The sequence below is a fragment of the Nonomuraea sp. NPDC049709 genome, assembly GCF_040674815.1.
Classification (GTDB): Bacteria; Actinomycetota; Actinomycetes; order Streptosporangiales; family Streptosporangiaceae; genus Nonomuraea.
Map to the genome: position 1 here is coordinate 199574 of NZ_JBFANM010000002.1, position 17991 is coordinate 217564.

Here is a 17991-nt window from a genome sequence, read left to right on the forward strand (position 1 = left end):
CCGGTCAAGGGGATCAGGCGCCGGGGTCGTCCACGCCGAGCCGCTCGCGCAGCGCCTTCTCGCGCTCGCGCTCCTCGGCGGGCATCGAGTCGTCCGGTACGTCCGAGGCGTCGAACACCCGCCACACGTCCAGTCCGATCCCGTCGTGCCCCGGCGGCACCGGAACCCGCAGGGCCCACTCGATGGCCTCCTCGCGCGACTTGACCTGGATCAGCCAGAAACCCGCGATCAACTCCTTGGCCTCGGTGAACGGCCCGTCGATCACGCTCGCCCGGCCGCCGCTGTAGGCGATCTGCGCCCCCTGCGAGCTGGGGTAGAGGCCCTCGCCGGCCAGCAGCACCCCGGCCTTGGCCAGGGACTCGTTGTAGGCGTGCATGTTGTCCACGAGCTCCTGGCTGGGCAGGCCCCCGGCCTCGGTCTCCGCGCTGCCCTTGCCCACGATCATGAATTTCACCGCTGTGCTCTCCTCCGCTTTCGTGGCGGCCCCGGGAGCCGCCCTCACCCGACGCGTCGAACGGCCGCGCCGCGGATCGACACGCTCCCGCCGCGTTGTTCTGCGTTGTTCCGCACTGCTTCCCGCTGAGCCGGGCCGCGATGCCGTCCAGAACGTACTGGAGTCCGGTCTCGAGCGGCTCCCCGCAAGTAGAAAATCTACAATGTAAAGGCGGCCAGCTCGTCCAGGAAGGCGCGCGCCGTGGGCGCGCAGTCCTCCGGCGACGGGACGGCGAGGGCCAGCGTTCGGGTCATCGCCGGCTCCAGGGGCCGGGTGACCACCGAGCCGAGGTCGGCGGGCAGGCCCAGCGTGGGCACGATGCTGACCCCCAGGCCGGCGCCGACCATCTCCAGGATGGCGGCGGGCCCGCTCGCCTCGAGGGCGATGTCCAGCCGCACCCCCTCGCCCATCGCGGCGCCGGTGATCAGCGGCCGGCAGCCGGCGGTGGTCAGGATGAACGGCCGGCCGGCCAGGTCGGGCAGGCGCACGACCGGGTGGGCGGCCAGCGGATGCCCGGCCGGCAGCACGGCCACCATGTCGTGGGTGCTGAGGTGCGTGGTGTGCAGGCCGGGGGCGGGCAGGGTGACGACGCCGACCTCGGCGGCGCCGCGGTGCAGCCAGTCGCGGATGTCGTCGTCCACGCCCTCGAACAGGCGCACCCGGACCTGCGGGTAGCGGTCGGTGAAGGCGCGCAGCAGCTTCGCCACGATCGTGCCGGTGGCACTGGGGAGGCTGGCCAGGCGCAGCTCGCCGGTGACCTGGCCGTTGGCGGCGGCCACGTCGGCGCGGATGAGGTCGAAGTGCCGCAGCGCCTCGCGGGCCCGGGCGAGCGCGCGGCGGCCGGCCTCGGTGAGGGCGATGCCGTCGCGGTGGCGGACGAACAGGGTCGCCCCGAGCTCGCGCTCCAGCGTGGCGACGGCGCGGCTGACGGCGGGCTGGGACATGCCGAGGTGGTCGGCGGCGGTGGTGAAGCCGGCGTGGTCGGCGACCGCGACGAGCACTCTGAGCTGCGCCAATGTCATACCGACATACCCTAGTTGGTATTTGACCGGGGCTGGAGCAGAACACGATGGTTATGCCATGACCACGCGAGAGACGATTGACGTAGACGGGCGGCGGGCCAGCTATCTGACGGCCGGGGAGCGGGGCCCGATGGTGCTGCTGCTGCACGGCACGTACTGGAGCCGGGTCTGGGCGCCGGTGATCGACCGGCTGGCCGGGGCCGGGCTGCGGCCGGTCGCGGTCGACCTGCCCGGTCTGGGGCGCTCCGAGGGGGAGCTGACGGTCGAGACGGCGGCCGTTCCGGCGCTGGCGGAGTGGGTGGCCCGCTTCGCGGCGGCGGTGGGGGCGGACGAGCCGGTGGCCGTGGCCGGGCACGACATCGGGGGCGCGGTCGCGCAGCACCTGCTGGCCGCGGGGCCGGTGCGGGTGCGCAGGCTGGCGCTGGTCAACTCGGTCACGTACGACTCCTGGCCGGTGGCCGCGGTGGCCCGCTACCGCGACCCGGCGGTGGCCGCCGCGACGACCGCCGAGGAGGTGCTGGCCGCGCGCCGCATCGCCGTCGCCGCCGCGCTGGCCCGTCCGGCGACGGAGGAGGAACTGGCCGACTACCTCGACCCCTGGACCGAGCCGCGGGTCTGCCGGTCGTGGCTGGCCCTGGCGGGCGCGGCCGACAGCCGTTACACGCTCGACCTGGTCCCGGCGCTGCGGGCCGACCGTACGCCGAAGCTGCTGGTCTGGGGTGAGGACGACCGGTTCCAGCAGGTGCGGCAGGCCGAGCAGTTCGCCGCCGAGATGCCCGCCACCAGGCTCGTGCGCATCCCGAAGGCGGGTCACATTCCGATGGAGAACGACCCGGACGGGGTCGCCGGGGCGCTGGCCGCGTTCTTCCTGGAGTGAGCCGGAGGTTTCCCGATGTGCTCGCATCGGTTTGACGTGCCGAGCGCGGCGGGGTTACCGTCAGGCACATGGCAAACCAATGTGATCGCATCGGGTTGACGTGAGGGCCGTCCGTCTCGCCGGGCTGCTGCCGCTGGCCGGGCCTCGCCGCCTGGTGCCGTTCGGCCTGTTCGGTGCGGGCGCGGCGACGCTGGGCCCGCTCGGCACGGTGCCGCTCGGCCGACTGGTCTCCCACGGCGGCGCCGCGCCGCTGATCGCGTTGCTGCTGGTGCTGCTGGCGCAGGAGCTCTGCACGGCGCTGCGGGACCCGGCCGGGACGGCGGCCGCGCGCCGGATCGACGGCGTGCTGCGCGGGCGGGTGCGGGCCGCCGCGGCGGCGATGCCGATGCTCCGCCTGGAGAGCCCGCAGGTGCAGGCCGACATGCGCCTGGCTCTGCACGGCTATCGGGGCGGGACGCCCGGCTCGGCGGCGGTGGCCGCGGCGGGGGAAGCGGGCCGCCTGGCCTCCGCCGTGCTGGGGGCGGTGATCCTGGCCGTGCACGTGTGGTGGCTGGCCGCCGCCGCGCTCGCGCTCTCCCTCGTCCAGAACCGGCGCATCACCGCCATGCTGGTCGGCCCCGGTGGAGCGGAGTTCCTGGCCGACAGTCCCGGGCAGGTCCTGCTGCGGCGCCGGGCCGACTACCTGGCCGAGGTCGCGGGCGGTCCGGCCGCCGCCAAGGAGCTGCGCGTCTTCGCCCTCCAGTCCTTCTTCGTGGGCCGGTACGCGGCGGCGATGCGCGAGTTCCTCGCCCTTGAGGTGCGCGGGCGGCGGGCCGTGGTCCGTGGTTACGGCGGGGTGCTGGCCGTGCAGCTGGTCGCCGCGGCCGGGACGTTCGCCACGCTGGCCTGGCAGGCGGGCACGGGCGGGCTGGATCCGGGGGCGCTGGCTCAGTGCGTGCTGGCGTCCCTGCTGGTCTTCGCCTACGGAGCGGGCAGTTACCAGATGTTCGAGATGGTCCACGGCGCCGAGCCGTACGAGGCGGTCCTGCGCCTGCTGGCCGTCGTGCCCGCGTCCCCGGCCCGCGCGGCGGGCGACGGCGTCATCTCCCTGAACAGGGTGACCTTCGCCTATCCCGGCGCCGCCGCCCCGCTGATCCGGGACCTCGACCTCGAGGTGCGCCCGGGGGAGCGGCTGGCCGTGGTCGGCCTGAACGGCGCCGGCAAGACCACCCTGGTCAAGCTGCTCACCGGCCTGTACACCCCGCACCGCGGCACCGTCGCCCCCGCCCCCGGCGCCGCCGTCGTGTTCCAGGACTTCACCCGCTATCCCCTGTCGCTGCGCGACAACATCCGCCTGGGGGACCCCGCCCACCACGGCACGGACGCCGACGTGCTGGCCGCCCTGGAGTCCGTCGACGCCCTGGACCTGCTGCACGGCCTCCCGGACGGTCTGGACACTCCGCTGTCGCGGGCCTTCACCGGCGGGCGCGACCTGTCCGGCGGCCAGTGGCAGAAGGTCGCGCTGGCCCGGGCCACGTACGCGCTCGACGCGGGTCGCCGGGTCCTCGTCGTGGACGAGCCCACCGCCCACCTGGACGCCCGCGCTGAGCGCGAGGTCTTCGAACGGCTCCTGGACCGTACGCGGGGCCGCACGCTGGTGCTCGTCTCCCACCGCTTCGCCACGGTACGGCGGGCGGACCGCATCGCCGTCCTCGACGGCGGCGCCGTCGCCGAGCAGGGCACCCACGCCGACCTCATGGCCGCGTCCGGCCGGTACGCCCGCTGGTACCGGCTCCAGGCGGACCTGGCGACGCGATGATCGCGACCCTGCGCACGCTGCTGCTCCTGGCCTGGCGCATCGATTGCCGGGCCGCTCTCGTCCTGGCCGCCTTCCTGCTCTCGGGCGCGGTCAGCCAGGGCCTGGTGGGCGTCTTCCTGCGCGAGCTGACCGATGCCTCGACCACCGGCCAGGCGGTCCGGGGCGTTCTGTGGGCGCTGGCGGCCGGGACGGCCCTGGCGGCGGGGGTCGCGTTCGGCCGCGCCGAGCTGGCTTTGATGCAGGAGCTGGCCGAGCGGATGGGCCTGGCCGTGCAGGAGGAGATCCTCACCCTCACCGCGGGCATCCCGGCGGTGGAGCACCTGGAGCGGCCGGCGTACCTGGACCGGCTGCAGACGTTGCGGGCGGAGAGCCGGCAGCTGTACTTCGCGGTGTGGGCGCTCGCGCTGGTGGTGGAGCACACCGCCCAGATCGGGCTGGGCGTGGCGCTGATGGCCGCCGTGCACCCGCTCCTGCCGCTGCTCATGGGCGGGGCCGTGCTGCCCTCCCTGCTCGTACGGGGCCGCGCGGCCCGTCACGCCGACCTCGCCGCCGTGCGCACCGCCGAGGCCACCCGCCTGGAGCGGCAGCTGTCCGAGACGGTCACGGGGGCGGAGCCGGCCAAGGAGGTCCGCCTCGGTGGCGCCGCGCCCGTCCTGGAGGCGATGGCCGGGCGGCACTGGGAGGAGGTGTCGGCCGCCCTGTCGCGGGCCGGGACCCGGGCCGGGCTGCTCACGTTCGCCGGCTCCGCGGCGTTCCTGGCCGGGTACGTGTCCGCGCTCGGGTGCACGGCCTGGCTGGCCGGGCGGCACCAGGCCACGGCCGGGGACATCGTCCTGGTGGCCACGGTCGGCGTGCAGTTCGTCACCCAGGCCTCCCGGCTGGCCTTCCACTTCGGCTCGGTCACCGCCGGCCTGCGCGCCGCCACCCGCCTGACCTGGCTCCGCCACTACGCCCACGCCGCCCGTAGCCCGCGCGCAGCCCACGACGCGCGCGCAGCCCATGACGCACGCGACGCGCATGACGCCCGCGACGCCCGTGACCCGTGCGATGCCCGCGAGCGCGTACCCGTCGTTCCCGCTCGCGCGGAGCGGACCGGCCCCGCGCACGGGGCGCCGCCCGAGCGCGTTCGTGAGGCGCTGCCCGAGCGGCTCGCCCGCGGCATCACCCTGCGCCGGGTGTCCTTCGCCTACCCCGGCACCACCCGCCGGGTCTTGCACGACCTCGACCTGCACCTGCCCGCCGGAGCCACCGTGGCCGTGGTCGGCTCGCACGGGTCGGGCAAGACGACCCTGGCCAAGCTCCTGTGCGGCCTGTACCGCCCGGACGGGGGCGAGATCCTGGTGGACGGCGTCCCCCTCGGCGGCCTGGACCCCGAGGTCTGGCGGCATCGCATCAGCGCCGTCTTCCAGGACCTGGCCCGGTTCGAGCTGACCGCCGGCGAGACGGTCGGCGTGGGCGACCTGCCCCGCCTGCACGATCGCCGGGCCGTGGCGGCGGCGCTGGCGCGGGCGGGTGCCGGCGGCCTGGTCGCGGACCTGCCTCAAGGCCTGTCCAGCGAACTGGGTGACACCTTCGAGCACGGCCTGCGGCCGTCCGGCGGGCAGTGGCAGAAGCTGGCCCTGGCTCGCGCCTCGATGCGGGAGGCCCCGCTCCTGCTGGTGCTGGACGAGCCGACCGCCTCCCTCGACGCCCCGGCCGAGAGCGCCGTCTTCGCCCGCTACGCCGAGGCCGCCCGCCGCCACCCCGGGACCGTCACGCTGCTGATCACCCACCGCTTCCCCACGGTGCGGGCGGCGGACCTGATCGTCGTGCTCGACGGCGGCCGGGTCGTCCAGCGCGGCACCCACGAGGACCTGGTCGCCCGTCCCGGCCCGTACGCCGAGCTGCACGCCATCCAGCGCGACGCCTTCACGGCGGCCGGCGGGCTGTGACGCGGGGCGCCGCGGGTCGTCACGGGGTCGTCGCGAGGTCCGCCGTAGCCTGAGCAGGGAGGCTGGTGAGCATACCTCCACGCCGAGGACCGATGGCCGACACGCTCATGACGGACATCGGCCTCGCCGGGGGAAGCCGGGAAACGCGACGAGCGCGCGTCCCGTTCGGGGACGCGCGCTCGTCGCGTTCAGGGAAGGCGGGGGAACCCCCTCAGCCGGAGTCCGTCAGGCGCGGTACTGCGGGTAGCCGTAGCCGACGACCTGGGACTTCGGACGGATGCGCTCCTCGACCCGGCCGTTGCCGGTGTTGCCCTCGATCGTGGAGATGGTGCCGTTCTGGTTGTCCTTCACGACGAACCCGACGTGCTGGATGTCGCTGAGGCTCTTGCCGCCGTCCCAGGAGAAGAAGACCACGGCGCCGGGCTTGGCGACGGTGCCGAAGCGGTGGTTGGCGGCGAACCACTTGGCGTGGGCGACGGTGTAGGCGTCCCAGCCGACCTGCGGGCGGGCGCCGGTCTGCTCGCCGACCCAGGAGACGAACATCGAGCACCAGGCGGCGTTCAGGTACGCGGCGCGGTTGCCGCCGTCACGGGCGACGGTCTCGGCGGCGCGCTTCGAGGCGGCGTACCACTGCTGGTACTTGGTGCCGCCGCCGTAGGAGTTCTCGGAGGTGCCGACCTGGGCCCTGGCCAGGGCGAGGACCTGGTCCGCGGTGACGTTGACCTTGGTCTCCTCCACCCTGTCGCCGGCCTTGTGGGCGGCGATGGCGGTGTCCGGGTGCCTGGCGGCGGTGGCCGCGGCGACGCCGGTGGCGGTGTCGGCATTGGCGGCTACGGCGTTGGCGCCGAGGGCCGAGGCGATGACGGTGGCGCCGAGGACGGCGCGGGCGATGGTGGTCTTCGAGGCAGCGGAAATACGGTGCTTGGCCATCGAGGGGGTTACTCCTTGCTTCCATGCCGCTTACCGGGTTAGCTGACGGGTTCGGGCGTGGAAGCTGCCCTACGGCACCGGAGTGCCGATTCACCCCAAAGGACATGGGTCCCCGGTTCCGCGCGGACGCGGATTCAGCGGTCACAGGACGATCCTGTGATGTGTCGTGCGATGGTCAGACATAGCCGGACAAACCGGACGTATGCCTCAAGTTGCCCCATAAGGTAATACATGAGGCAAGAGGATTACAAATCCATAAAAGCGCGGCTAGGCAAGTTGCCTGCGTGCGTCGGCCAGAAGCCCCATCATGGCAAGGGATTCGTCAAGCGGCATGATCGAGGATTCGGTCCTGCCTTCGGCCGTGGCGGCGCGGACTTCGCGGAGCTCTCCGGCGTATCCGTTGTCCGCCGGATCGAGCACGTGCTCTTCCGGCTCCATGGAGGGCCCGGTGAGCAGGATCCGCTGCGGGGCCCAGAACGGCGCCTGGATGTCCGCCCGCATCTGAGTACCCACAACACTGGCCTGGTTGGGGTAATTCCCCAGCAATGAGGTGGCCACGAGAGCGTGTCTGCCACCGGGGTAGAGCAATACGCCGGCCGCCTCCGCGTCCACCCCGTTCGGGGCCAGGGAGCCGGTGATGCGCAGGTCAGCGGGCATGCCCAGGAGGAGCTGGGCCAGGCCGAACGGGTAGATCCCCAGGTCGAGCAGCGCGCCGCCGCCCAGCTCCGGCGCCCACAGCCGGTGCGCCGGGTCGTACGGCAGGGCGAAGCCGAAACTGGCCTGCACGGAGCGGATCTCGCCGAAGCGCGGGTCGGTCGCGATCCGCCGGATGAGGGGGTTGAACCTCATCCACATGGCCTCCATCAGGAACACGCCCGCCTCGCGCGCCAGGCGCACCATCTTCTCCGCGTCGTCCACGGTCGCCGCCAGCGGCTTCTCGCAGAGCACGGCCTTGCCTGCGGCGATGGCGGCCTCGGCCACCTGCAGGTGCTGCGCGTGCGGCGTCGCGACGTAGATCGCGTCCACCGCCGGGTCGGCGCACAGCTGCTCATAGGAGCCGTACGCCGACTCCGCCCCCAACGTCGTGGCCAGAGCCTGCGCCCTGGCGAGGTTCCTGGATCCGACGGCGGCCACCCGCATCCCGGGCTCCGCCACGATGGCGGCCCCCACGGTACGCGCGATGCCGCCGGTTGCCGCAATTCCCCATGTGAAATCTTGCACGCGGCAGATCGTATACGGATGGTAAAAGGCGACTTATGGCGGCGTCATGTAACGGTAATTCCTTTACGTCACATGAGCCACTCGGGTCACTCATGTCATGTTGAAAGTTTCGGGATCGGGGCCGATGCGCATGCTTCTGTTCATCGCGCCGATGGCCGCCATGTCCTCGGCGTCGAGGATGAAGCCGAACACGTCGATGTTCTCGGCGATCCGCGCGGGCGTCACGGACTTGGGGATGACCACGTTGCCGAGCTGCAGGTGCCACCGGAGCACGATCTGCGCGGGCGTCTTGCCGTACTTCTCCGACAGCACCGCCAGCGCCGGGTCCGCGAGCAGTCCCTTGCCCTGCCCGAGCGGGCTCCACGCCTCGGTGAGGATGCCGTTGGCCTCGTGGAAGGCCCGCATCTCCCGCTGCTGCAGGTAGGGGTGGAGCTCGATCTGGTTGATGGACGGGGTGATGTCGGTCTCGTCCATGAGCCGGGTGAGCGTGTCGACGGTGAAGTTGGACGTGCCGATGGCCCTGGCCCGGCCGTCACGGTAGATCTTCTCCATCGCCTTCCACGCCTGCACGTACTTGTCCTGCTTCGGCACCGGCCAGTGGATGAGGAAAAGATCTACGTGGTCGAGGCCCAGCCGGGTCAGGCACTCGTCGAAGGCCGCCTCCGCGCGGGCGTGGTCGCCGTTCCACAGCTTCGTGGTCACGAATATCTTCTCGCGGGGCAGCCCGCTCGCGAGCACGGCCCGCCCCACGCCCTCCTCGTTGCCGTAGGCCGCGGCGGTGTCGACGTGCCGGTAGCCCGCTTTGAGTGCGGTCGCGACCGCGTGCTCGGCCTCGTCGGCCGGTACCTGCCAGACGCCGTACCCGAGCTGCGGGATCTGCACGCCGTCGCTGTTGAGCATGAGCGAATTCATACCCTCCATTGTTCACGTCGCGTTTCTGAGGGCTTAAGCCGGTGGGGCTAGCTTGAAGCGGTCGTGAACGGGCCATCACCCCGCTGGGAGGGCAAGGAGTGGTCGAACAGGCGTCGGCCTGGGTGGAGTCTCCGCTCCAGATGCTGTGCGCCGTCGAGGCCCACCACGCCGGGCTCCTCGGACCCGCGACGGCCATCGTGCCACGTGCGGGCCTGCGGCCCCTGAAGGCCACGCGGCGCGAGCTGCGCGCGCTGGGGCTCCCGGAGGGCCTCGAGCTGGCCGAGCCGCGCGAGCGCATGCCCAGGCGCGTGCAGGCGGTCGGAGACGCCTTCTCCGGCAAGGTCCAGCTGCGCTGGCTCACCTCCAGGCCCGGCCACATCGTCATCGTGGACGACGGTCTGGCCACGCTCCGGCTGCTGGAGCTGCTCGCGGCCGGCCCGTTCCGCCCGCTGCTGCGCGCCCGCGCCCAGCCCACCCGGCTGCGCGCCACGCTGGGCGTGGCGGCCGCGCTGCGGCTGCGCATGAGCAAGGTGTCGGTCTTCACCGCCCTGTCCGTGGACGACAAGCTCGAGGAGGCCGTCCGCCGCGCCGGGGTCGACCTCGTCCGCCACGACTTCGCCTGGTTGCGCGCCCAGCCGCTCAGCGCCGAGGGCCCCGCCGAGCGCACGGTCGTGCTCGGCACCTCGCTCGTCCGCAACGGCCTGGTGCACCGCGACCACTACCTGCGCTGGCTGACGGACCTGGCCGCGCGCGAGCCGCTGGCCTACTACCCGCACCGCCGCGAGGACCCCGTGGACGTCGCGCTGATCCGGGAGCGCCCCGGCATCACCGTCCACGACGCCGGCGTGCCCGCCGAGCTGACGCTGCGCGGGCTGGACGCCGGGCAGCGCGTGCTCAGCCTTCCCTCGACCGCGATCACCTCGCTGCGGGTGCTGCTCAGCCCGCGCGGTGTCGCCGTCGAGCCCGTGGACGTTCCCGATGACTGGTGGACCAGCAGGGCGGCCCCCGCCCTGCGATCACATTTGACTGGAGTGTCCGGGTGAGAGTGTTGGCGGTCGCCGACTCCGACTCATATCTGAAATGGGCGGCCTGCCTGCTCGGTGACCTGCCTTCGGGCTGCGTGACAGAGCTGGTCGTGGTGCGCACCCCGATCGCCCCCTCGGCGGAGCAGATCGCCGCCGCCGTGGGCGGGCGGGAGGCGCCACCGGTGCTGTCCGCGCGCTCCGTGCGGCGGCTGGCCGAGCGGACGCAGCCGGACGTCATCCTGGTGGCCTGTACGGGCCCGGTGGTGGACGTGCTGGTGGCCGAGGTGCTCAACGGGCTGCGCCCGCGGCCGGTGTTCGCCAGCGGGCTGCCGGGCATCTCGGTGCCGGCGACGGAGAAGGCGTGGTTGTTCCGCAGCGGCTGCGACCTGTTCGTGGTGCACAGCGAGCGGGAGGTGGCCGAGTTCTCCGAGATCGCCGCCCGGCTCGGCGGGGGAGGGGCGGTGGGCCTGGCCCGGCTGCCGTTCCTGCGGCCCGAGCTGACCTCGCGGGGCGGCAACCGGGTGGTCTTCGCCACCCAGGCCAAGGTGCCGCGCGAGCGGGAGCAGCGCGAGCGGATCCTGCTGTCGCTGGCCGAGCTGGCCGGGCGGCGGCCGGACCTGGACGTGGTGGTCAAGCTGCGCGCGCTGGAGGACGAGCGGCAGACGCACAACGAGCGCCACCACTACCAGCGGCTGTGGCGGGAGATGGGCGAGCCGGGCCGGCTGGCGTTCGAGGCCGGATCGATGCACGACCAGCTGGAGCGGGCGGCCGGGTTCGTCACGGTGAGCTCGACGGCGGCGCTGGAGGCCATCGCCATGGGCGTGCCGTCCCTGGTGCTGAGCGACTTCGGCGTGAGCGCCGAGATGATCAACCTGGTGTTCGAGGGCAGCGACCTGCTGGGCACGCTCGACGAGCTGGCCGCGGGCGGCTTCCACGACGCCTCGCCGGCCTGGTGCGCGGCCAACTACTTCCACCCGGCCGAGCGCAACGACTGGGCGGGGCTGCTGACCGGGCTGGTGATCGCCAGGCCGCGGGTGCCCGCCAGGTCGCTGCTCGACGGGCCGGAGCACGCGGCGGGGCGGCGCAGGGCCCGCCTCCGGGTGGAGGTGCCGCCCAAGATGCTCCGGGCGGGATACAAGGCCAAGCGCCGCATGCGCCGCTACCTCAGATCGCTGACCTGATCTTCCTGCGGATCCTGGTGAGGGCGCTGGGCTTGTCGGCGAAGCCCAGCGTCTCCAGGCGCTTGCGCTTGAAGTAGCGCGGATCGAAGTCGATGCTCTCCGGCCGCAGGTCCGGGTAGGTGTCGGCCTGCATGCAGTAGCCCACCGCCCGCACCAGCGCCGGCAGGTCCGTGACCGGCGGGCGGTCGACGCCGCCCTCCGCCGTCAGCCGGGGCAGCAGCGCGTCCACGATCGTGGCCGGGATCCGGTTGCTGTTCTCGTACGGGGTCAGCCGCTCCAGCACCAGCTCCGCGCCGTACGACGCCACCGGCAGCCCGAAGTAGCGCTGCGCGGTCACCAGCCCGGTGGAGAAGCAGCCCACGACCAGCTCGGGCCGCAGCGCCGCGAAGCACACCTCGGCCGGCACGCTCTCCCCGGCCACCGACAGGCGCACCCCTAACGAGCCGGCGGCGGCGCGCAGGAGCTGGGCGTGCCGCCGCCCGGCGGCCGGGTGCGGCTTGAAGACGACGTTGGTGCAGCCGCGGGCGGCCAGGGCCTTGAGCATCGTCTCGTGCAGCCCCGCCTCCTCCTCCGGCGTGACGATCTCCAGCGCCGACAGGTACTGGCCGAGGATGATCGCCTGCCCGGCCAGCATGTCGGGGGCGGTGGCGGTGACCTCGTGCACGATCGACAGGAACCGCTCGTCGGGCAGGATCTCGGGCGCGACGCCGTACTCGCTGAGCAGCAGCGGCTTCAGTCCCGGCACCAGGTCCAGGTGGATCAGGCGGCCGATGCGGCGGAAGATCTCGGCGGGCAGCGGGTCGCGGGTGGGGCCGTAGCTCATCAGCCCGTCGGAGTAGACCGTGATCGGGCAGTCGCGCACCAGCCCCGCGATCGTGCGGGCCGGCGGCACCGCGATCGACTCCAGCACCAGCTCCTCGACGCCCTCCAGGCCCCAGTGGGAGCTGATGAGGCGCTCCATCATCGGCACCTCGATGACGCGCGCCCGCCAGTCAGACGGGTGCAGCGGCGCGATGAGCTCGTTCCACGAGTGCACCTCGTCGAAGCGCGAGCGCAGCACGGCGAAGCCGGGCGTCTTGTCCAGCGGCGTGGCCACCTCGGGGATGGCCGCGTTGTTGGACACGACGAGCACGCGGCGGCCATCGCCGAAGCGGCCGTCGTCGATGGCGGCCGCCAGCGACATCGCCCCGAACAGGGTTGAGGCGTAGAAGAGCTTCACCTAGGACTCCTCCCGGTCACGGCGGACCCGGACGTGCTGGCTTGGGGGCAGGTCGGGCACCAGGGCCCGCAACGTGGCCTCGCGTTCGACGGACATCCGCGCCACCGACTCGGCCACCAGCTCCGGCGGCAGCGCCCGCACCATCTGCGCGCCGCGCTCCTCGAAGCGGGCCCGCAGCGCCGGGGTGAACCGGTCGCCGATCTCCAGGTGGTGGGCGAGCAGGGCGCAGAAGTTGCGGGCCGCCTTGGGCAGGAACTCCGGCTCCAGGTCCTTCAGGACCAGCTCGAACGCGTCGAAGAAGTGCAGCTGGCGCTCGTCGCCCACCTGCGTCAGCGAGCCGGACACCAGCCGCCGGTAGAACACCCCGGCCAGCGACACCACCGCGAACGAGGCCGCCTCCCGGTGCAGCCGCCAGATCCACGGCCGGTCCTCCGCGGTGTGCAGGGAGCCGGGGAAGTGCAGCAGGTCGCCCAGGGAGCGGCGGTAGATCCCAGCCCACGCGTACGGGTAGTCCACCATGGTCCGCACGCTCGCGGGCAGGATGGCGTCGCGGGGATCGAGCACCACGCCCCGCCGCGCCAGCGGAGCGCGGTGCACGACCCGTTTACGGCCCTCGACCTGCACGTGGTCGGCGCGTACGAAGTCGCAGCCGAGCCCGTCGATCGCCTCGACGAGCCGTGTCAGGTAGCCGGGGGCGAGCCAGTCGTCACCGTCCATGAACGTGACGTACCGGCCCGTCGCGGCCGACAGGCCCGTGTTGCGCGCGTCCGCCAGCCCCACCGGAGCGGGGTTGCGGACCACGGTCAGCCCGGGGAGGTCACCGGCGAAGTCGTCGATGATGTCCCCCGTGGCGTCCACGGACCCGTCGTTCACGACGATGAACTCGAAGTCGTGGCGCGCGTTGCGGGACAGAGAGGTGAGCGCGTCGGCGATGAAGCGCTCGCCGTCCCGTACGGGCACGACGACCGAGAGCGTGATCAATGTGCGTTTCTCCTGATGGGAACGGTCAGACGGTCACCCGGCGCAGGCGGGCCTTCGGAGCCTCCTCGCCGGGGAAGACGCGCTTGACGCCGTCGCCCATGGCCTGCTCGATGATGCGGATGTCGCGGACCAGGTGCTCCAGCCCGGACGGCTCCAGCGAGGCGGCGTGGTCGGAGCCCCACATCGTCCGGTCGAGGGTGATGTGCCGCTCCACGCAGACCGCTCCGAGCGTGACGGCGGCCAGGGAGATCTGCAGACCGCGCTCGTGCCCGGAATAGCCTACGGGGACACCGTACCGCTCCTTGAGCGTGGTGATCGTCCGCAGGTTCGCCTCCTCGGGAGGCAGCGGGTACGTGGACGTCGCGTGCATCATGATCAGCTTCTCGGTGCCGAGGATCTCGACGGCCGCGTCGATCTCCGACAGCGTGGACATGCCGGTCGAGAGCATGATCGGCTTGCCGGTGGCGGCCAGGGCGCGCAGCAGCTCGTGGTCGGCCACGCTGGCCGAGGCCACCTTGTGCACCAGGACGTCCATCTCCTCCAGGAACTCCACCGACGGCACGTCCCACGGCGAGGCGAACCAGTGCAGCCCGCGCTCGTCGCAGTATTTGGCGATCTGCCGGTACTCGTCCCGGCCGAACTCGGTGCGCTCCTTGTACTCCAGGTACGTCATCTCGCCCCACGGCGTCTGCCGGATCTGGCCCTTCTGCTCCTCGGGCACGCAGATCGCGGGGGTGCGCTTCTGGAACTTGACCGCCTGGCAGCCGGCGTCGGCCGCCACGTCGATGAGCTGCCTGGCCAGGTCGAGGTCGCCGTTGTGGTTGATGCCGATCTCGCCGATGACGTACACCGGCTCGCCGTGGCCCACCATCACCTCGCCGATCGCCACGGGTCCGAGGCGGGGCCGCGTGCGGACCTCCGAGGCGGGCGGGGCGGGCAGCTCGGGCCGGGCGGCCACCACCCGGTCGCACAGCTCGCGCACCGCGCCGGAACCGCCGGGCCTGGTCAGCACCACGCGGGCGGCGGCGCGCACCCGCGGGTGCGCGTCGGGGGTGGCGACCGGCCAGCCGACCTCCGCCATCGGGCCCAGGTCGTTGACGTCGTTGCCGACGTAGGCCACGCGGGCCGGGTCGAGGCCCTCGATGCTCAGCCAGTCGCGCAGCACGGTCCGCTTGTCGGCCAGCCCCTGCAGCACGGGCACGCCGAGCTTGCGGGCGCGGGCGGCCACCACCGGGTTCTGCTCGGTGGACATGACCAGCACCTTCACGCCGGACCGCTTGAGCAGCGCGACGCCCATGCCGTCGGAGCGGTTGACCAGCACCATCTCGCGGCCGTCGGAGTCGACGTAGGCGCGGTCGTCGGTGTGCACGCCGTCGAAGTCGGTGATGACGGCGTCCACGTCGATCGGCTCGGGCGTGTCGATGAACGGGGCGAGCGCGCGCACGAGCTCCAGGTCCTCCGGGTTGTCGATCTCGATGGCGTGCTTGGTGGGCACCGGCTGGACGGCGATCTCGCCGAAGAAGCGGTGGCCGTGCTCGCGCAGGCCGGCGGTGCGCATGACGTAGAAGGCGCCGTTCTCGCGGAACTCCGGCGCGCGGTCCTGACGGCGCTGCCGGACGGCCGGGTCGTGGTTGATGCCGCCGCCGGTCGCCGTCCACAGGAACTCGTGCGTGGGCAGCCCGGACACGACGGAGTCGGCCTCGCCGTCGAGCACCTTGCGCACCGCCGCCGACAGGTCGTCGGGGTCGATGAACGCGCTGGTGGCCTGCACCAGCACGACGACCTCAGGGTCCTCGCCCAGGGCGTCGAGCGCGTGCAGCACCGCGGACTCGCTGGAGGCGGTCGCGCCGCTCAGCTCCGTCGGGCGCTCCACCACGATCGCGCCCGCCTCCCTGGCGGTCTCGGCGATCCCGTCGTGGTCGGTGCTGACCACGACCTGGTCCACCAGCTCGGCGCGCAGGCAGGCGCGCACCGCCCGGCTGACCAAGGGGACGCCCCCCACCAGGGCGAGGTTCTTCAGGGGTACGCCCGCCGAACCTCCGCGGGCGGGAACTACGGCCAGGACTCGCAAGGTGTGTCTCCTCAGTGCATCGGATTGCACCCAGAAGCTAGAGGGCTGGATTGAACGGCCAGCGTCACCGTCATTAACTTTCCATGGGGATCCGGTAGAGCAACTCTGGCCGGCCCACTCCGCCGTACTGCGGGATGCGGGCCGCCACACCCAGCTCGACCAGGTATTCCAGGTAGCGGCGGGCCGTCACACGGGACACCCCGATCGCGTCCGCCACGGCCTGCGCGCCCATCCCGTGGGGGTGCTGCCGCAACCGTGCCACCACGGTGTCCAGGGTGTCCCGTGCCATGCCTTTGGGCAGCTCCGAGGGGCCCCGCAGGGCGCCCAGCACCCGGTCCACGTCGCCCTGCCCGACCGCCAGGCCGGCCTCCTCCTTGAACCGGGCGTAACGCGTGAGCTTCTCGGCGAGTGTCGCGTACGTGAACGGCTTGAGCAGGTACTGGGAGATCCCCAGCGACACCGCTGAACGCACCATGGCCAGATCGCGCGCGGAGGTGACGGCGATCACGTCGCACATCAGGCCGGCCGCGCGCACCGCCCGGCACACCTCCAGCCCGTGCATGTCGGGCAGGTACAGGTCGAGCAGGATGAGGTCCACGGGCCGATCCCTGGGCCGCCCGCGCAGGAAGCGCAGCGCCTCCTGGCCCGACCGGACCACCCCGGCCACCTCGAACCCGGGCACCCGCTGCACGTAGATGCGGTTGGCCTCGGCGGTGATCTCCTCGTCCTCGACCACCAGTACGGAGATGACCGGGCCCGAGCCCGGCACCGGGACGGTCATGATCGGGGCAGCCTCACCGTGAACGTCGAGCCCGCCACCTCGATCGTGCCGCCCAGCCGCCGCACCGCCTGCCCCACCAGCGCCAGGCCCAGCCCGTGCCCGTCGCCCTTGGTGGTCCAGCCCTTCTCGAAGGCCGCGGGGCCGGTCAGGCCGGGCCCGTCGTCGGACACCCTGATCACCACGCCCCGCTCGTCCCCGCTCAGGTGCACCTCCGCCCGGGAGGCCGCATCGATCGCGTTGTCGATCAGGTTGCCCACGATCGTGACCAGCTCGCGCGGGTCGAGGCCCGGGTCGTCCAGCTCGCTGTCCTGGCTGATGACCAGCTCGCTCCCGCGCTCGGCGGCCTCGGCGCTCTTGCCCAGCAGCAGCGCCGCCAGCACCGGCTCGCGTACCGAGCCCACCACGCGGTCGGTCAGCTCCTGCGCGGCCCGCAGCTCCGCGGTGCCCAGGGCCACCGCCTGCTCGGTGCGGCCCAGCTCCACCAGCGTGATGACGGTGTGCAGCCGGTTGGCCGACTCGTGCGCGGCCGAGCGCAGCGAGTCGGCGAAGCCGCGTTCGGCGTCGAGCTCGCCGGTCAGCGCCTGCAGCTCGGTGTGGTCGCGTACGGTGACGACCGTGCCGAGCCTGCTGGCGGCGCTGTTGACGGCCAGGACCCGGTCGCCGACCAGATGGACCCGCTCCTCGCCGGCGGTGAGCACCTCGGCCAGGCCCAGCTCGCGCACGTGCCGGCCCTCGGCGTCGGCGGGCAGGCCGAGCAGCAGCCGGGCCGCGTCGTTGCACAGCGTCAGCGTGCCGTCCCGGCCCACCAGCAGCAGGCCCTCCCTGACGGCGTGCAGGACCGCGTCGTGGTGCTCGTGGATGCGGCCCAGCTCCACCGGGCCCAGGCCGTGCGTCTGGCGGCGCAGCCGCGCCGTGACCAGCCAGGTCCCGGCCGCGCCCAGGGACAGCGCGAGCGCGACGATGAGCGCGCCCCAGGCGAGCTGGTCGCGCAACCTGCCGCTGATCCTGTCGATCGTGATGCCGGCGCTGACCAGCGCGCGCACCCGCCCGTCCGCCATGACCGGCGTGACCGCCCGCCTGGAGGCGCCGAGCGTGCCGGTGTAGGTCTCGGTGAACGTCTCGCCCGCCAGGGCCCGCCCGGTGTGCCCGAGGAACCGCTTGCCGATCTCGGCCCGGTTCGGGTGGGTGTAGCGGGTGCCGTCGGGCTGCATGATGGTGACGAAGTCGACCCCGGTCGCCGTGCGCACGCGCTCCGCGTACGGCTGCAGCCGCGTGCTCGGGTCCGCCTCGTCCAGGGCCTCCAGCACGTCCGGGGAGGCCGCCACGCTGACCGCGACGGCGCTCGCCGTGCGGCCCGCCTCCTCGGTGAGCAGCTCGCGGGCCTGCACCAGGGCGAGCGCCGCGCCGCCCGCCACGGTGACGGCGACCACGAGCAGTTGCAGGACGAGCATCTGCCCCGCCAGGCTCCAGCGCCGCATCTGACATCTCTTTCGTGAACGAAACTTACTCAATAGTGACCTGCATCACTGGTGAGCCGCATAGTCGCACA

The 17991-nt window shown here is 72.8% G+C and carries 15 protein-coding genes and 1 riboswitch; of the genes, 5 read left to right on the forward strand and 10 right to left on the reverse strand.

Annotation, left to right across the window (positions count from 1 at the left end; translation table 11 throughout):
- Nucleotides 1–13 precede the first annotated feature (13 nt).
- Together AB0J69_RS03075 and AB0J69_RS03080 are read right to left on the reverse strand one after the other, a co-directional pair.
- Nucleotides 14–445 carry a YciI family protein gene (locus AB0J69_RS03075; RefSeq protein ID WP_364112440.1) on the reverse strand — a complete coding sequence of 144 codons (432 nt, stop codon included), beginning with the start codon at nucleotides 443–445 and terminating at the stop codon, nucleotides 14–16.
- 206 nt (nucleotides 446–651) lie between these two features.
- The gene (locus AB0J69_RS03080; RefSeq protein ID WP_364112238.1) at nucleotides 652–1515 is read right to left on the reverse strand and encodes a LysR family transcriptional regulator; all 864 of its coding nucleotides are present in this window, start codon (nucleotides 1513–1515) and stop codon (nucleotides 652–654) included.
- A gap of 58 nt (nucleotides 1516–1573) precedes the next feature.
- Between AB0J69_RS03080 and AB0J69_RS03085 the strand changes: the two genes are divergently transcribed.
- The 3 genes from AB0J69_RS03085 (at nucleotide 1574) to AB0J69_RS03095 (ending at nucleotide 6121) form a co-directional block, all read left to right on the forward strand.
- The gene (locus AB0J69_RS03085) at nucleotides 1574–2392 is read left to right on the forward strand and encodes an alpha/beta hydrolase (protein ID WP_364112240.1); all 819 of its coding nucleotides are present in this window, start codon (nucleotides 1574–1576) and stop codon (nucleotides 2390–2392) included.
- A gap of 100 nt (nucleotides 2393–2492) precedes the next feature.
- Nucleotides 2493–4190 (forward strand): ABC transporter ATP-binding protein, encoded by a 1698-nt coding sequence (locus AB0J69_RS03090; RefSeq protein WP_364112242.1) that lies wholly within the window; start codon nucleotides 2493–2495, stop codon nucleotides 4188–4190.
- Nucleotides 4187–6121 (forward strand): ABC transporter ATP-binding protein, encoded by a 1935-nt coding sequence (locus AB0J69_RS03095; RefSeq protein ID WP_364112244.1) that lies wholly within the window; start codon nucleotides 4187–4189, stop codon nucleotides 6119–6121. Before AB0J69_RS03090 ends, AB0J69_RS03095 begins: the two co-directional genes overlap by 4 nt.
- Nucleotides 6122–6346: 225 nt before the next feature.
- Here the strand turns inward: AB0J69_RS03095 and AB0J69_RS03100 are convergent, their stop codons facing one another.
- From AB0J69_RS03100 to AB0J69_RS03110, 3 genes are all read right to left on the reverse strand, one after another.
- The gene (locus AB0J69_RS03100) at nucleotides 6347–7051 is read right to left on the reverse strand and encodes a CHAP domain-containing protein (RefSeq protein ID WP_364112246.1); all 705 of its coding nucleotides are present in this window, start codon (nucleotides 7049–7051) and stop codon (nucleotides 6347–6349) included.
- Between the two features lie 12 nt (nucleotides 7052–7063).
- Nucleotides 7064–7201, reverse strand: a riboswitch (cyclic di-AMP (ydaO/yuaA leader).
- Nucleotides 7202–7318: 117 nt separating this feature from the next.
- On the reverse strand, nucleotides 7319–8272 hold the full coding sequence (locus AB0J69_RS03105; RefSeq protein WP_364112248.1) for a Gfo/Idh/MocA family oxidoreductase: 954 nt from the start codon (nucleotides 8270–8272) through the stop codon (nucleotides 7319–7321).
- A 90-nt stretch (nucleotides 8273–8362) separates the two neighbouring features.
- Complete coding sequence (locus AB0J69_RS03110) at nucleotides 8363–9184, reverse strand: aldo/keto reductase (protein WP_364112250.1); 822 nt, start codon at nucleotides 9182–9184, stop codon at nucleotides 8363–8365.
- 98 nt (nucleotides 9185–9282) lie between these two features.
- Between AB0J69_RS03110 and AB0J69_RS03115 the strand changes: the two genes are divergently transcribed.
- Nucleotides 9283–10227: a hypothetical protein gene (locus AB0J69_RS03115; protein WP_364112252.1), complete on the forward strand. Its 945-nt coding sequence runs from the start codon at nucleotides 9283–9285 to the stop codon at nucleotides 10225–10227.
- A complete protein-coding gene (locus tag AB0J69_RS03120; RefSeq protein ID WP_364112254.1) occupies nucleotides 10224–11390 on the forward strand; it encodes a DUF6716 putative glycosyltransferase in 1167 nt (388 codons plus the stop codon). Before AB0J69_RS03115 ends, AB0J69_RS03120 begins: the two co-directional genes overlap by 4 nt.
- On the opposite strand, the gene AB0J69_RS03125 is transcribed toward AB0J69_RS03120, so the two are convergent.
- The 5 genes from AB0J69_RS03125 to AB0J69_RS03145 all read right to left on the reverse strand — a co-directional run bounded on the left by AB0J69_RS03125 (nucleotide 11374) and on the right by AB0J69_RS03145 (nucleotide 17920).
- Complete coding sequence (locus AB0J69_RS03125) at nucleotides 11374–12609, reverse strand: polysialyltransferase family glycosyltransferase (protein ID WP_364112256.1); 1236 nt, start codon at nucleotides 12607–12609, stop codon at nucleotides 11374–11376. The two genes, AB0J69_RS03120 and AB0J69_RS03125, sit on opposite strands and share 17 nt — an antisense overlap.
- Entirely contained in the window at nucleotides 12610–13590 is a 981-nt protein-coding gene (locus AB0J69_RS03130) for a glycosyltransferase family 2 protein (RefSeq protein WP_364112258.1), read from the reverse strand.
- 25 nt (nucleotides 13591–13615) lie between these two features.
- Complete coding sequence (locus AB0J69_RS03135) at nucleotides 13616–15661, reverse strand: N-acetylneuraminate synthase family protein (protein WP_364112260.1); 2046 nt, start codon at nucleotides 15659–15661, stop codon at nucleotides 13616–13618.
- A 73-nt stretch (nucleotides 15662–15734) separates the two neighbouring features.
- On the reverse strand, nucleotides 15735–16442 hold the full coding sequence (locus tag AB0J69_RS03140; protein ID WP_364112262.1) for a response regulator: 708 nt from the start codon (nucleotides 16440–16442) through the stop codon (nucleotides 15735–15737).
- The gene (locus AB0J69_RS03145; protein ID WP_364112264.1) at nucleotides 16439–17920 is read right to left on the reverse strand and encodes a sensor histidine kinase; all 1482 of its coding nucleotides are present in this window, start codon (nucleotides 17918–17920) and stop codon (nucleotides 16439–16441) included. The genes AB0J69_RS03140 and AB0J69_RS03145 overlap by 4 nt, the downstream gene beginning before the upstream one ends.
- Nucleotides 17921–17991: the final 71 nt, after the last annotated feature.

What these genes read in the sequence shown, in the direction of transcription:
- AB0J69_RS03110 (WP_364112250.1), bottom strand. Translation starts at nt 9,184, where the DNA reads ATGAATTCGCTCATGCTCAACAGCGACGGCGTGCAGATCCCGCAGCTC.
- AB0J69_RS03085 (WP_364112240.1), top strand. Translation starts at nt 1,574, where the DNA reads ATGACCACGCGAGAGACGATTGACGTAGACGGGCGGCGGGCCAGCTAT.
- AB0J69_RS03075 (WP_364112440.1), bottom strand. Translation starts at nt 445, where the DNA reads ATGATCGTGGGCAAGGGCAGCGCGGAGACCGAGGCCGGGGGCCTGCCC.
- AB0J69_RS03100 (WP_364112246.1), bottom strand. Translation starts at nt 7,051, where the DNA reads ATGGCCAAGCACCGTATTTCCGCTGCCTCGAAGACCACCATCGCCCGC.
- AB0J69_RS03140 (WP_364112262.1), bottom strand. Translation starts at nt 16,442, where the DNA reads ATGACCGTCCCGGTGCCGGGCTCGGGCCCGGTCATCTCCGTACTGGTG.
- AB0J69_RS03095 (WP_364112244.1), top strand. Translation starts at nt 4,187, where the DNA reads ATGATCGCGACCCTGCGCACGCTGCTGCTCCTGGCCTGGCGCATCGAT.
- AB0J69_RS03080 (WP_364112238.1), bottom strand. Translation starts at nt 1,515, where the DNA reads ATGACATTGGCGCAGCTCAGAGTGCTCGTCGCGGTCGCCGACCACGCC.
- AB0J69_RS03145 (WP_364112264.1), bottom strand. Translation starts at nt 17,920, where the DNA reads ATGCGGCGCTGGAGCCTGGCGGGGCAGATGCTCGTCCTGCAACTGCTC.